General features: G+C 71.8%; 12 protein-coding genes. 2 read left to right on the forward strand and 10 right to left on the reverse strand.

The window, feature by feature from the left end; genetic code table 11:
* From OG870_RS06840 to OG870_RS06885, 10 genes are read right to left on the reverse strand one after another with little or no spacing between them, the layout of a single operon-like run.
* Positions 1–633, reverse strand: coding sequence for a bifunctional 4-hydroxy-2-oxoglutarate aldolase/2-dehydro-3-deoxy-phosphogluconate aldolase (locus OG870_RS06840; protein ID WP_266586338.1), 633 nt, complete (start codon positions 631–633; stop codon positions 1–3).
* Between the two features lie 26 nt (positions 634–659).
* Positions 660–1,451, reverse strand: coding sequence for a hypothetical protein (locus tag OG870_RS06845; RefSeq protein ID WP_266586336.1), 792 nt, complete (start codon positions 1,449–1,451; stop codon positions 660–662).
* A gap of 2 nt (positions 1,452–1,453) precedes the next feature.
* Complete coding sequence (gene dgoD / locus OG870_RS06850; protein ID WP_266527363.1) at positions 1,454–2,599, reverse strand: galactonate dehydratase; 1,146 nt, start codon at positions 2,597–2,599, stop codon at positions 1,454–1,456.
* Positions 2,596–3,333, reverse strand: coding sequence for a FadR/GntR family transcriptional regulator (locus OG870_RS06855; RefSeq protein ID WP_266527366.1), 738 nt, complete (start codon positions 3,331–3,333; stop codon positions 2,596–2,598). Before OG870_RS06855 ends, dgoD begins: the two co-directional genes overlap by 4 nt.
* Before the next feature lie 43 nt (positions 3,334–3,376).
* Complete coding sequence (locus OG870_RS06860) at positions 3,377–4,150, reverse strand: SDR family NAD(P)-dependent oxidoreductase (protein ID WP_266527369.1); 774 nt, start codon at positions 4,148–4,150, stop codon at positions 3,377–3,379.
* 51 nt (positions 4,151–4,201) lie between these two features.
* Positions 4,202–6,271, reverse strand: a complete 2,070-nt coding sequence (locus OG870_RS06865; protein ID WP_266586334.1) for an alpha-galactosidase — start codon at positions 6,269–6,271, stop codon at positions 4,202–4,204.
* Positions 6,268–7,116, reverse strand: coding sequence for a carbohydrate ABC transporter permease (locus tag OG870_RS06870; protein ID WP_266527375.1), 849 nt, complete (start codon positions 7,114–7,116; stop codon positions 6,268–6,270). The genes OG870_RS06865 and OG870_RS06870 overlap by 4 nt, the downstream gene beginning before the upstream one ends.
* Positions 7,116–8,051: a carbohydrate ABC transporter permease gene (locus OG870_RS06875; RefSeq protein WP_266586332.1), complete on the reverse strand. Its 936-nt coding sequence runs from the start codon at positions 8,049–8,051 to the stop codon at positions 7,116–7,118. Before OG870_RS06875 ends, OG870_RS06870 begins: the two co-directional genes overlap by 1 nt.
* Before the next feature lies 1 nt (position 8,052).
* Positions 8,053–9,345, reverse strand: coding sequence for an ABC transporter substrate-binding protein (locus OG870_RS06880; protein WP_266841590.1), 1,293 nt, complete (start codon positions 9,343–9,345; stop codon positions 8,053–8,055).
* A 14-nt stretch (positions 9,346–9,359) separates the two neighbouring features.
* Positions 9,360–11,462 carry a glycoside hydrolase family 27 protein gene (locus tag OG870_RS06885; protein ID WP_327690757.1) on the reverse strand — a complete coding sequence of 701 codons (2,103 nt, stop codon included), beginning with the start codon at positions 11,460–11,462 and terminating at the stop codon, positions 9,360–9,362.
* A 115-nt stretch (positions 11,463–11,577) separates the two neighbouring features.
* Between OG870_RS06885 and OG870_RS06890 the strand changes: the two genes are divergently transcribed.
* Positions 11,578–11,937, forward strand: a complete 360-nt coding sequence (locus OG870_RS06890) for a DUF779 domain-containing protein (RefSeq protein ID WP_266527387.1) — start codon at positions 11,578–11,580, stop codon at positions 11,935–11,937.
* 192 nt (positions 11,938–12,129) lie between these two features.
* Positions 12,130–13,290: a phosphodiester glycosidase family protein gene (locus OG870_RS06895; protein WP_266586326.1), complete on the forward strand. Its 1,161-nt coding sequence runs from the start codon at positions 12,130–12,132 to the stop codon at positions 13,288–13,290.
* Positions 13,291–13,298 lie beyond the last annotated feature (8 nt).

The raw sequence follows: 13,298 nt of genomic DNA on the forward strand, positions 1-13,298 counted from the left end.
TCACCGCGCGAACCCCCCCACGACGGCCCGGAACGCGCGGGCGCGCTCGCGCAGGTCGGTGATGCTGCCGCCGTCCGCCGCGTCCCCGATGAGGGGTGAGCCGACGCCGACCGCGACGGCCCCGGCGGCCAGATAGCCGCGCGCTGCCGCCTCGTCGACGCCGCCCACCGGCACGAACGGCTCGTGCGGGAAGGGCCCGCGCAGCGCCTTGAGGTAGGCGGTCCCGCCGGCCTGCTCGGCGGGGAAGATCTTCAGCGCGGCGGCGCCGAGGCCACGGGCGGTCACGATCTCGGTCGGTGTCATGACCCCCGCCAGGACGGGCATGCCCAACTCCCGTGCGGCGTCTACGCCTTCGCCGAGCGCGGGCGTGACGGCGAAGTCCGCGCCGGCCCGGTGGGCGACCCGGGCGTCCTCGGCGGTCAGGACGGTGCCGGCGCCGAGAGGGCGGTCGGGGCCGAGTGCCTGCCGGGCCTGTTCGATGACGGTGAGGGCGTCCTTGCCGGTCAGCGACACCTCGATCAGTTCGATGCCCTCGGCGGCGAGGGCCAGTACGGTGCGCAGGGCGGCGGCGGGGTCGTCTCCGCGCACGATGGCGACGAGGCGGTGGGCGGCCAGAGCCGCTCGCAGATCCATGAACACATGCTCCAATTCGCTGGGTTTTAGCGGCAGTTGCAGTTCGCGGTCACCGTGAGCCGCCAGTGCACCTCGCCGGATGCCGTCACCTGGGCCGCGTCGCCGGGGCCCGCCTCGGCGAGGTCGAAGACTCGGCCGAGCATGGGCTCGACGCCCGTACTCCGATAGGGGCCCGTGGCGGGGAAGCCGCCGAGGTTGCGCCACAGGGCGATCGACAGCGGTTGCCCGTCGGCTTCGAGGGCGAACGACAGCCGGTCCTCGTCGTCGTGGACGCAGGCACGGGAGGCGTCGACGACCGCGCCGACCGCGGTGCCGTCGTCCGGGCCGAAGCAGTCCAGGCGCCGTCCCTGTGGGGCAGGCCAACTGCCTTTCACCCAGGGCCCGTTCGCCGACGGGTACAGACGGGTGCCCGCTCCGTCGGGCAGCTGCACACTCGCCCGCTCGGAGAGGTCGAGCAGTGCGTGCGCGGCCCACACGAACCGGAAACCGGGATCGGCCGTCAGGACGTAGTCGACCCGGGCACCGTCCTGGACGGTCCGGGTGAGCGAGAACCGTTCACAGTCCACGCTCTCCGTACCGCCCCCGCTCCCGTCCCCGTCGCTCCTCCAGGCCCGTGACCAGGCATCGCCGTGGTCCGGCGCGCCGCGGACCGTCGGCACGCACTCCTCCAGCCCGCCCGCGTCCACGAACGCGTCGCCGGGGGACACGTGCTTGCGCCCGACCCCCTCCCTTCGCCACAGCCACTCGCGTCCGCCCGCGCGCAGCGAGGTCCAACGGCCACCGTGGGCCGGGTCGGTGACGATGTCCAGGGAGCCCATCGTCACCACTCCGCGAACGAACCGTCGGCATGCCGCCACACCGGGTTGCGCCAGGCGTGTCCGGTGCGGTCGGCCGCGCGTACGGCGGCCTCGTCGACCGTGATGCCGAGGCCGGGGGCGTCACCGCGGGGCGCGTGCCCGTCCACGAACCGGAACGGCTCGGGGTCGACGACGTACGAGAGCAGGTCGGCGCCCTTGTTGTAGTGGATGCCGCGGCTCTGTTCCTGGATCAGGAAGTTCGGTGTGGCGAAGGCGACTTGGAGGCTGGCCGCCAGCGCGATCGGGCCGAGCGGGCAGTGCGGGGCGAGCTGGGCGCCGTAGGTCTCGGCGAGCGAGGCGATGCGGTGCACCTCGGAGATGCCGCCGGCGTGCGAGAGGTCGGGCTGGGCCACCGCGACGCCCGCGGCGAGCACGGGCAGGAACTCGGCGCGCGAGTAGAGGCGTTCGCCGGTGGCGAGCGGCACGGAGGTCGAGGTGACCAGGCCCGGCAGCAGATGGCTCTGCTCGGGGACGACGGGCTCCTCCACGAACAGCGGGTGCAGCGGCGCGAGTTCGGCGAGGACGCGGCGGGAGCCGGCGGCGGTGAACCGGCCGTGGAAGTCGACGGCGACGTCCCGGTCCGGGCCGAGGGCCTCGCGGGCGGCGGCCACACGGGCGACGACGGCGGCGGTCTCGGCGGCGGTGGCGACCGGTGAGGTGGCGCCGGCGCCGTTCATCTTCACGGCGGTGAAGCCGGCCTCCACCTGGGCGGCGATCTGCTCGGTCAGCTCGGCGGGTTCGTCGCCGCCGACCCAGGCGTAGACCCGGACCCGGTCGCGCACCGGACCGCCGAGCAGGGCGTGCACGGGGGCGCCGTAGGTCTTCCCGGCGATGTCCCACAGGGCCTGGTCGAGGCCGGCGACGGCGCTGGAGAGGATCGGGCCGCCGCGGTAGAAGCCGCCCTTGGTGAGGACCTGCCAGTGGTCCTGGATGCGCAGCGGGTCCTGGCCGACGAGGTACTCGGCCAGGACGTCGACGGCGGCCCGGACGACCTCGGCGCGCCCCTCGACGACCGGCTCTCCCCAGCCGACCACGCCGTCGTCGGTCTCGACCCGGCAGAACAGCCAGCGCGGCGGGACCAGGAACGTTTCGATACGGGTGATCTTCACTGGGGGCGGGACCCTTCCGTCTCGTCGGCGGTGCCGATCCGGTCCAGGTCGCGGCCGGCCTGGTCGAGCAGGGCCCGCATGGCGGCCTCCGCGGCCAGCGGGTCCCGGTCGCGGACGGCGTCCAGGACGGCGCGGTGGGCCGGTATGGGGTCCTCGCTGTGCGGGGAGCTGTGCACGATGCGGTCGCGGTGGGCGAGACCGGACTCGATCACCATCTCCATGCGTTCGAGGAGTTCGTTGTGGGTGGCGGCGAGCAGGGCGCGGTGGAAGGCGAGGTCGGCCTCCACGGCGTGGGCCGCGCCCGCGTCCTCCTCCCCCATCGCCGCGATGGCGCCGTCGAGGGCGGCGAGGTCGGCGTCGGTGCGGCGCTCGGCGGCGAGGCGGACGGCGGCGGGCTCGATGATGGCGCGGACCTCGGCGAGGTTGTGCAGCAGTGCCCGCTCGGCGTCGCTCGTGCGGCCGCCCTCGAACTGCCAGCGCAGCACGTCGGCGTCGAGCAGGTTCCAGTCGGCGCGGGAGCGGACGAAGGTGCCGCGCTTCTGCCGGGCGTCGACCATCCCCTTGGCGGCGAGCACCTTCAGGGACTCCCGCAGGGCGGTGAGGCTCACGTCCAGTTCGCTCTGCAGCGCCACCAGATCGAGCGTGGCCCCCTCGGGGATGTCACCGCCCAGGATGCGGCGCGCGAGGGCTTCCACGGTCTGGCCGTGCACGCCTCGGCGGGCGTAGGGCGTCATGTCGTACAGCCTTTCTGCTTCGTCTGCTGCGCGGTGGGCGCGGTCATGCGGAGGCCTTCACGACGCTCCAGCCGCCGTCCACGACGAGACTGGTGCCGGTGACGTAGGAGGCCTCGTCGGCGGCGAGGAAGGCGATGGCCGCGGCGACCTCCTCGGGGGTGCCGAAGCGGCGTGCGGCCGTCTCGGCGACACTGCGCTCCCGCTCCTCGGGCGGCACCCGGTCCCAGGCCGCGGTCAGGATCGGCCCCGGTACGACCGCGTTGACGCGGACGTCGGGCCCGTACTCGACGGCGAGCTGCCCGCACAGGGAGAGCAGGGCGCCTTTGGAGGCGGCGTAGGCAGGATGCCCGGGAATGCCCTTGTGGGCGTGGACGGACGAGGTCAGGACCGCCGTCCCGCGGCGGGCCCGCAGATCGGGCAGCAGCGCGCGGAATCCGAGGAAGCTGCCGGTCAGGTTCACGTCGAGCTGCCGCTGCCAGGACGGTAGTGACATCTCGTGCGCGGGCGTGACGTCGACCGTGAAGGCGTTGCTGACGAGGACGTCCACGGGCCCGAAGGCGTGCGCGGCGACGACGACCCGCGCCCAGTCCTCCTCGACCGCGACATCGGCGGCCACGAACCGGGCCCGGCCACCGTCCTTGCCGATCCGCTCCGCCACGGCCTCGCCCTGCTCCGCGGCGACGTCGGTGAGCACGACGGCGGCTCCCTCCTCGGCGAGGCGTGCGGCGGTCGCGGCTCCGATGCCGGAGGCCGCTCCGGTGACCACGGCCGTGCGGCCGGTGAAGCGGGCGCCGTGCCGTCGTGCGGGCTGGTCCATCGTGGGGTTCGACTCCTTCACGAGAAAGGGCTTGTCCGAAACATAAGGGGATCACTCACGTGTCAGCACGACGAGGTCGGCGTCGTACTCGGCGCTCCAGGTGAAGGGCAGCCCGTAGTGGAGCAGATGAGCCCCGCTGTACGGCGTCCCGGTCACCGTGTCCCGGTAGCGCGCCGCCGGGTCCAGTCCCCGCAGCCGGAGCCGGTCGGGGCGGCCGGGCATCAGCGGGGCGCCGTCGAGGCGTCCGGTGCCGAGCGCGGCGACGACCGTGCGCTCGCCGGCGTCGTACTGCACCCCGCAGGTGCTGTCCTCCGGGGTACCCAGGAGCCGGGCCTCTCCGTGGTGGACGACGTCCCGCACCTCCTTGTACCGGGCGATCCACCGCGCGGCCTCGGCCCGCTGCTGAGGTGTCCAGGCTCGCAGGTCGGCGCCCACGCCGAGCACCCCGCACATGGCGTTGACGAAGCGGAAGGCGAGACTGCGCGGGCGCGGGTCGAAGACGCCGGGGGCGTCGCTGACCCAGGAACTCATGACGTGCGGGGCGTGCGCGTGCAGGAAGCCGTACTGGACCCGGAGCCGGTCCAGCGGGGCGGTGTTGTCGCTGGGCCACACGACGTCGGTGCGGGCGAGGGTCGCATGGTCGGTCCGTCCGCCTCCGCCCGCGCAGCCCTCGACGGTGACGTCGGGGTGGGCGGTGCGCAGGTGGTCGAGGACGCGCAGGTATCCGGCGACGTGCCCGGCGTCGAGGTCGAGGCGGTCGGCGGGTCCGGCGCCGGGGCGGCCGCGCTCGGTGGGCGGCCGGTTCATGTCCCACTTGAGGTAGCTGATGTCGTACTCGGTCAGCAGGCGGTCGAGCGTGGTGACGACGAAGTCCTGGACGTCGGTGCGGCCCAGGTCCAGGAGCAGTTGGTTGCGGACCAGACGGGCGGGGCGGCCGTCGATGCGGTAGACCCACTCGGGGTGCGCGGTGTACAGACGGCTCGTGGGACTGACGGCTTCCGGCTCGACCCACAGGCCGAAGTCCAGGCCCAACGCCCTTACGTCCTCGACGAATTGACCGAAACCCCGGGGGAAGGCCGCCGGATCCGGGTACCAGTCGCCGAGGCCTCCGGTGTCGTCGGTCCGCCCGGTGAACCAGCCGTCGTCCACGACGAACAGTTCCGCCCCGATGTCGGCGGCCGACTTCGCCAGTTCCAGTTGCCCGGCGGCCTCGACATCGAAGCCGGTGGCCTCCCAGGAGTTGTAGAGCACCCTGCGGGGGCGGTGCAGCCGGTCGCCGGCGAGGTGGCGTTCGTAGCGGTGCCAGACGCGGGAGAGGCCGTCGAGTCCGTCCGGGCTGAAGGCGCAGGCGAGGCGGGGGGTGGTGAGCGTCCGTCCCGGCGCGAGGACGACCGCCCCTTCGTGCGGGATCCGTCCCGCGCGCACGCGCACCGAGCCGCCCGGTTCGGCCTCCGCGGTGATGTGCCAGTTGCCCGGCCATTCGAGCGCGATGCCGTACGTGGCTGCCGCCTCGCCGTCCTGCACGGCGAGCCAGGGCGCGTACGCGTGGCCGGGCGCGCCCTGGTGGCTGCCGATGGTGAACGTCCCCCGGTTCAGGTCGAGTCGAGTGCGCTGGAACTCCTGCGACCACTGCCCGGAGAGATATGTCAGCCGAGCCGCGCCGGTCACCGGGATGTTCACGGCGCCGGAGTCGAACCGCTCAAGTCGCAGTTCCTCCGTGCCGGTGTGCTCGGTCCAGCGGAGGATCACGTCCGTGCCCGGCACGGTCGCGTAGCAGAGGACCGTACGCAGGCCGAGCACGTCATCGGCGAAGGCCAGCCGCAGCGTCCCCTCATCCTCCTCCGCGCCGTCGAACTCCCACCACACGCCCCGCTCCTCGCCCGGACGTGCCGCCACCAGCTCGGCTCCGGTGAACGGCCGCAGTCCGTACGGCAGGTACTCGGCCGGTGCCGCGTCGGCGGGCGTGATGAAGTGGGTGCGCCTGGACCGGTCGAGGGCGGAGGGGCCGTGCTCGACACCGGGCGGGCCCCAGGCGTCGAGTTCCGCCCACGGGCCGTCCGGGGACAGGCGCACCGTGTAGCTGGTGTGCCCGGTGCGCAAGGTCCAGCGCTGGTACGTCACTTGACCGCTCCCAGGTTGAGGCCGGCCACGAAGTGCCGCTGGAAGCGCAGGAAGACGGCGACCGTGGGCGCGGCGGCGATGACGGAACCGGCGGCGATCACGTTCCACATCGACACGTACTGCCCCTGAAGTCCGATGAGAGCGGCCGTGATCGGCATCTTGGTGTCGCTGCGCAGGACGGTGATCGCCCAGAGCAGGTCGTTGAAGATCCAGGTGAAGGACAGGGCGCTGAGGGCGGCCAGCGCGGGTCGGGTCAGCGGGAGGATGATCCGCCAGAAGATCTGCCAGGGTCCGGCGCCGTCGACGACCGCGGCCTGCTGGATCTCGGCCGGGATCCCGCGCATGAAGCCGTGCAGGACGAAGACGTAGAAGCCGACTCCGAAGCCGATCTGCACGCCGATGAGCGCGGGCAGGGTGTCGTAGACGCCCATCATCTCGCTGAGCTTGGAGACCGGGATGAGCAGGATCTGCGGCGGGAGCAGGTTGCCGCCGAGCATGAGGAGCAACAGGGCGCGGCGAAAGGGGAGTTCGTAGCGGCTGAGGGAGAACGCCGCCATGGCGGCCAGGGCGAGGGTCACCAGGACGCAGGGCACGGTGACGAGCAGGCTGTTGATCAGGGCGCGCTGCTGGCCCCCGTCGACCCAGGCCTGGCGGAAGTTGCCGAGTGTGAAGGAGTGCGGCCAACTGCCCAGTCCGTGCGCGGCGATGTCGTCGAAGGAGCGCAGGCTGGTCACCACGACGAGTGCGATGGGCAGCAGCCACAGGACGGCCAGCGCACCGGCGCCCAGGTGGAATCCGGCGGTCGCGGCCCGCTTGCGCCGCACTGCCGTGGAGTTGGCGGACATCAGTCGGCCTCCCGGAAGGCGCGGACGAGGTAGGAGGCGATGACGCCGAAGGCCAGGACGAAGATGACGACGGCCAGGGCGGAGCCGTAGCCGAGTCGGAGGGACTGGAAGGCGGTGGAGTACATGTACGTGCTCAGCAGCTCGGACGAGTGGTAGGGGCCGCCGCGGGTCAGTGACCACACGACGTCGAAGGAGCGCAGCGAGTCGATGACGATGACGGACAGAACGACCGCGTTGACGCTGCGGAGCTGGGGCAGGGTGACGTGCCGGAAGCGCTGCCAGGCGCCGGCGCCGTCGACCTTGGCGGCCTCGTACAGGGCGGGGTCGATGCCCTTCAGACCGGCCAGGTACAGGACCATCACATAGCCGATCTGCCGCCACAGCGCGGGCACGATCACCGCGTACAGGGCGGTGTCCTGGTCGGCGAGCCAGGCGTGGCGGAGGCTGTCCAGGCCGACCGACGCGAGGAGTTGGTCGAGGACGCCGTCGGGCTGGTAGATCGCCTGCCAGACCAGGGCGGTGGCCACCAGCGAGAAGACGACGGGCAGGAACAGGGCGGCCCGGTAGAAGCCGACGCCGCGCCGCTCCTGCTGGAGCAGCAGCGCCGCGGCCAGGCCGAGCAGGGCGGACAGGCCGCCGAAGAGGACGAGCCACAGCACGGTGTGGACGGCCGCGCTGCGGAAGACGTCGTCGTGGGCCATCTCCCTGAAGTTGTCCAGCCCGATGAACTGGGGCGCCGAGACGCCGTCCCACTTGGTGAGGGCCAGGTAGAAGCCCTGCAGGGCGGGCCAGAAGACCCACACGGACTCGGCGAGGAGCGGGATCAGGACGAAGGCCAGGACCAGGGGCGGGGTGCGCCGGGGGCTCCGGGCCCGACCGCCACGGGACGGCGTCGGGACCGGGGGCTTGGGGTGAGGGGCGGTCAGGACGGCCATCTCAGGCGTTCCAGATCTTCTCGGCGTCGCGCTGCCAGTCGGTCAGGATGGAGCCGATCGACTTGGGCTTGGCCAGGAACTTGGTCAGCGCGGTGTCCGCGGTGGGCTGGAGGGCGTCGCTGGAGTCCCGGTTGAAGAACTGGGTGATCTCGGCGGCCGAGTCGACGTGCGCGCGGCCCTTCTTCACCAGCGCGGTCCCGGCGTCCTTGGCGTCCGGATTACAGGGCAGCACGGTCCCGGACGAACCCTTGATGTAGGTCTCCTGGGCCTCGGCGGTGGCGAGGTAGCTCATCAGGTCGAGGACCTGCTCGCGGCGGCCGGTGCGGGCGCTGGCGAAGTAGCCGTCCACGGGGGCCTCTTCGGCGAGCGGGACCTTGGAGTCGACGATCGGGAAGCGGAAGAAGTCGATGTCGTCCAGGGCGCTCTTGGGTGCCGCGTCGGCGAAGAAGGTGCCGATGAGCATCATCCCGGTGTGGCCGTTCAACAAGGCAGTCGTGGCGTCCTGGAAGGGGATGGCGACGCCGTTCGGGTCGAAGTAGGGCAGCACCTCCTGCCAGCGGTCGAAGACCTTGCGCACCTCGGGGTCGTCGAACCTGTGCTTCCCGGCGAGGAGTTCACGGTGGTACTGGGCGCCGTTGATCCGGATGTCGAGGTAGTCGAACCAGGCCGAGGCCACCCAGGGGGTGTTGCCGCCGGCGCCGAGCCCGATCGGGGCGACGCCCTTGGACTTGAGCTTGTCGCACAGGTCGAGGAAGTCGTCCCAGCTCTTGGGGAGTTCGCGCACGCCCCACTTGGCGAAGTGGGACTTCCGGTAGAACATGCCCCACCAGTAGTAGGTGGCGGGTACGAAGACCTTCTTGCCGGCGCTGGAGGTGCACAGGCGGTTCTGCGCCTTGGAGTAGCGCTTGAGGTCGGGCGAGGAGTTCCACACCTCGTCGAGGTCGAGCAGCAGGTTCTTCCTGGCGTAGGCGTTCGCCACCGAGCCGGGGTACCAGGTGTACACGTCCGGCGGGTTGGCCGAGGTCAGATACGTCGGCAGCTGGGTGCGGAAGGTCTCCGCGGCGACCGTGTTGAGGCTCGCGTGCCGGGAGCCCTTCTTGCCGTACGCCGCGACGATGTCCTCCATCGCGGTCTTCGCCTGCGGGGCGGAGAGGTTGGACTGCAGGGTCACATCGCCCTTGGAGGAGCTCTTGCCGGAGGAGGTCGAGGTGACACAGCCGCTGAGCAGTGCCGCTGTCCCGGCGGCACCGAGTCCGGCGAGCAGCCGGCGTCGGCTGGGCTGAAGGTTGGCCATGATTGATTCCTAATTTATTTGAATTGGGTCCGGTGCACATAGCCGTCGACACCGCGGAACACCGCGTCCACGGCTCCGTCCGCTCCGGCGACCGCGCCGAGCGCGCCGTCGAACGCGGCGCTCGGGAACTCCTGCCGTTTGCTCCACCCCTGCCATGCACCGTCGGCGTACCGCTGCTGCCAGAGCGTGTAGTCCGCGGCACGCGCGTACAGCACCACCGCGTCCCCGACGGCGACCAGCGTCGGGCTGCCGCTGACGGTCCCGCCGAGCGAGGTCCACGCCGACCACTCCCCCGACGTGCCCCGCGACCGGGTCCACACGTCGTCGGCAGCCGTGCGTACGGCGACATGGACGCGGCCCTGCGCATCGACGACCGCGGCCGGACGGCCGTACGTCGGCCGGTCACCGGGCGCGCCCAGCGACGACCAGCCGGAGGCCGGCCCGCGCTGCACGATCCGCACGTCGGCTCCGCGCGCGAACAGCGTCCAGTGCGCCGGGTCGGTGAAGGCCACGGACGGCGCATCGGTCAACTGCCCGCCCACGCCCTGCCATTGACCCCAGTGGCCGCCGGTGTGGACCCGCCGGTATGCCCGGTTGTCGGCGCCGCGCACGAAGACGTCGATGCGGCCGCCGGCGGAGGCGTACGCAGCGGGCTGGCCCAGCATCCTGCCCTGCGCGGGACCACCGAGGTCCTTCGTCTCCCCGTCGGCCTGCTGGACTAGTGAGCCGTGCGGGCCCCGGAAGAACGTGGTCAGCCGGTCGCCGTCGCGCACGACGGCCGGGCTCGCCGTGGCCTTCCCGCCCAGGTTCGTGCCGGGCAGGGCGTCGGTACCGGCCAGCTTGAGGAACGCGGTGCCGTGCGCGGGGACCTCCACGGCGTACGACCCCGTGTGCGTGCCCCGGTCGGCGCGCGCCCGCAGGTCGCGGACCTGCACGGGCCCGCCGAGGCCGGCGTCGGCGAACTGCACGGTGCGCTGGGCGGGCTGGTCGGAGCGGTTGAGCAGGACGACCGCGCGCTGCCCGTGCCCCTCAAGGACCTTGCTGTACACGTCGCCGGCCGAGTCGGAAGCCACCCGTACGCCCTGGACGGCGAGCGGGTCCTGGTCGACGGCGATGATCTCCGGGTTGCGGAGCGTCCTGAGCATCGAGTCGGAGAGGTTGCGCGGGTCGGAGCCCAGCATCAGCGGCGAGCCCATCTCGGCCCACATCACGAACTGGCTGGTGGACTCCTCCTGAGTGAGCTCGTACGACCCGTCGGTCATCTTCCGCATCGGGATGAGGTAGTCCGGGTCGTTGTAGTGGCCGGGGCCCTGTGCCTCGGGGTGCCAGGCGTTGGCGTCCATGTTGCGCAGGATGTTGGGCCACTGGCCGGGGCTCGGGGTGCCCCAGGCGATGTCGGTGCCGGTGCGCCAGGAGTCGGCGATCGTCGGGGCGTAGACGTAGGTGTTGTGCGCGTCCTGCTCGGGGGTGTGCGGCAGGCCCCAGTCGTCGGTGAGCGGGTTGCAGAGGTTCAGCAGCATCGTGCGGCCGGACTTGGCGACCGCGTCGCTGAACTCCTTGAACGCCGGGCCCGGATCGAGTTTCGCGCCGATACCGCACAGGAAGTCGACCTTGATCGCGTCGACCTTCCAGTCCGCGAACCGGCGCGCGTCCTGGTCGTAGTACCCGCGGCTGCCGAGGCCGCAGCTCCTGCCTCCGTCATAGGTGCCGGCATCGGTGTAGATGCCCGCCCGCAGTCCGCGTTTGTGCAGGTAGGAGACGAGAGCCGGGATGCCGGAGGGGAAGCGGTCGGGGTTGGCCACCAACTGCCCTTGCGCATCACGGGGGTTGTCGGCCTGCCAGCCGCCGTCGAGCCACACGATGTCGTATCCGCTGTCGCGCAGACCGCTGCCGACCAGCTTGTCGGCGACCGCGCGCACCTCCTTCTCGGTGGGGGCGCCGAGCCCGTAGTAGGTGTTCCAGCCCATGTAGGGCGTCGGTGCCCGGCCGCTGTCGTAGTACGCGGGGGCGCCCTGGTCCTCGGCGCCCTGTGCCGCGACGGCGGGGGTGGCGGTCACGGCGAGAACGGTCGCGATCGCGACGGTCGTGGCCCATCCATGCAGGGGTGAAGTCGTCACGGCGACGACTGTGGCCGGTGGCCGAAACCCTGTCAATATTAATTACTAATTTATTCAAACAAGCCTGAGACGCCGTGCAACCCTCTTGCAACCTTGCCCGTGCTGCTCTGGACGCATGTCCGAGGAGACCCCGCGCGTCGAACTCACCCCCGCGGCCGCCGACCTGCTGCGCCGACTGCACGCGGCACACGGCCCGCTGATGTTCCATCAGTCGGGCGGCTGCTGCGACGGCAGTGCGCCCATGTGCTACCCGGAGGGCGAGTTCCGCACCGGTGGCTCGGATGTGCTGCTCGCGGAACTGGAGGTCGAGGGGGTGGCGAAGCCGGTGACGTTCTGGATGTCGCGCAGCCAGTACGAGGTCTGGAGCCACACCCGGCTGATCGTGGACGTCGTGGCGGGCCGGGGCAGCGGTTTCTCGCTGGAAGCACCCGAGGGGGTGCGTTTTCTCACCCGTTCTCGCGTCGTCGGCCCATAGCCACCCCACGAGCCCCCTGCATCTGCTGCACTTCCCCTGAGACCTGAGACAGTTGACGATCCCTCAGGGGGAACTGTGACGCATCGTCAGAAGCGTTTCGCAGCAGTCAGATCCGACAGAGCGGTTCGGACGTCAGCAAGATCGGCACTGGCGTTTCTCACGGCATTCGGCGCGCTGGCCGGTGCGGCCCTGGTGGGGGCGGCACCGGCCAGCGGCGTGCCGAGCGCCACCGCCGTCGCGCCGGGAGTCACCTACAAGCAGTACGACATCCAGGGCGTCAAGGGGCCGACCCGCGCCCATGTGCTCACCGTCGACCTGCGCAACAGCCACGTACGCCTGGGCCTGCTGTACCCGGGAGCCGTGGCCGCGCGGGCCCCCGTCTCCAAGCTCGCCGACGCCCAGGGCGCCGTCGGGGGCATCAACGGCGACTTCTTCAACATCACCGAGACCCAGCACCCGGGTGTCGAGGCGACGGGCTCGACCGTCGGGCCGGCGATCGCCAACGGGCACGTACTCAAGGCCCCGGTGCCCGACGGGCAGCGTTTCGGCCCGGCGCTGCCACCCGGCGCCACCACCCGTGACGTGATCGGTGTGGGCGTCGACCGCAAGGCGCGGCTGGACCGCCTGGCGCTCGCCGGTTCGATCCGCACCCCGGTGAGCCGGCTGCCGCTCGGCGGGCTGAACCAGTACGCGCTGCCGGTGAATTCGATCGGCGCCTTCACCTCCGACTGGGGCGGCGCCTCCCGGGTCCGCGCCACGTGCGGCACGGACTCCGACCGGGCCGCCGCCTGCAGCACGAAAACCTACGAGGTGACGATCCGCGGCAACCGGGTCGTCTCCGAGTCCACCACTCCGGGCAAGGGCGCCATCGCCGCGGGAACCACGGTGCTCGTCGGCCGCGAGGCGGGCGCGCGGCAGCTGCGGAGGTTCTTCAAGGGCGAGGCGGTGAAGGTGACGCACCGGCTGGTGGCCGCCACCTCCCGGACCGCGTACAGCTTCGCGCTCGGCGGCTATCCGGTGCTGAAGGGCGGACACCCGCAGGCCGGCCTGGACAACTCGACGTCGGCCGTGCGCACGGCCGTCGGCATCGCGGACGGCGGGAAGCGGCTGTTCCTGTTCGCGCTGGACGGGGCTCCCGCCTACCGCACCGGTCTGACGATCGCCGAAGTGGCCGCCGCCATGCGGTCGTTGGGCTCGGTCGACGCCTTCAGTCTGGACGGCGGCGGGTCCTCGACCCTGGTCGCCCGCGCACCGGGGGCGACGAAGGTCTCCGTACGGAACCATCCGTCCGTCGACCCGGAACGCCCCGTCCCCAACGGCATCGGAGTGTTCTCCACATCGATGTCGTCGTGACGGCCGCA

Source organism: Streptomyces sp. NBC_00461, assembly GCF_036013935.1.
Lineage (GTDB): Bacteria > Actinomycetota > Actinomycetes > Streptomycetales > Streptomycetaceae > Streptomyces.

What these genes read in the sequence shown, in the direction of transcription:
- OG870_RS06840 (WP_266586338.1), bottom strand. Translation starts at nt 633, where the DNA reads ATGGATCTGCGAGCGGCTCTGGCCGCCCACCGCCTCGTCGCCATCGTG.
- OG870_RS06845 (WP_266586336.1), bottom strand. Translation starts at nt 1,451, where the DNA reads ATGGGCTCCCTGGACATCGTCACCGACCCGGCCCACGGTGGCCGTTGG.
- OG870_RS06855 (WP_266527366.1), bottom strand. Translation starts at nt 3,333, where the DNA reads ATGACGCCCTACGCCCGCCGAGGCGTGCACGGCCAGACCGTGGAAGCC.
- OG870_RS06860 (WP_266527369.1), bottom strand. Translation starts at nt 4,150, where the DNA reads ATGGACCAGCCCGCACGACGGCACGGCGCCCGCTTCACCGGCCGCACG.
- OG870_RS06870 (WP_266527375.1), bottom strand. Translation starts at nt 7,116, where the DNA reads ATGTCCGCCAACTCCACGGCAGTGCGGCGCAAGCGGGCCGCGACCGCC.
- OG870_RS06875 (WP_266586332.1), bottom strand. Translation starts at nt 8,051, where the DNA reads ATGGCCGTCCTGACCGCCCCTCACCCCAAGCCCCCGGTCCCGACGCCG.
- OG870_RS06880 (WP_266841590.1), bottom strand. Translation starts at nt 9,345, where the DNA reads ATGGCCAACCTTCAGCCCAGCCGACGCCGGCTGCTCGCCGGACTCGGT.
- OG870_RS06890 (WP_266527387.1), top strand. Translation starts at nt 11,578, where the DNA reads ATGTCCGAGGAGACCCCGCGCGTCGAACTCACCCCCGCGGCCGCCGAC.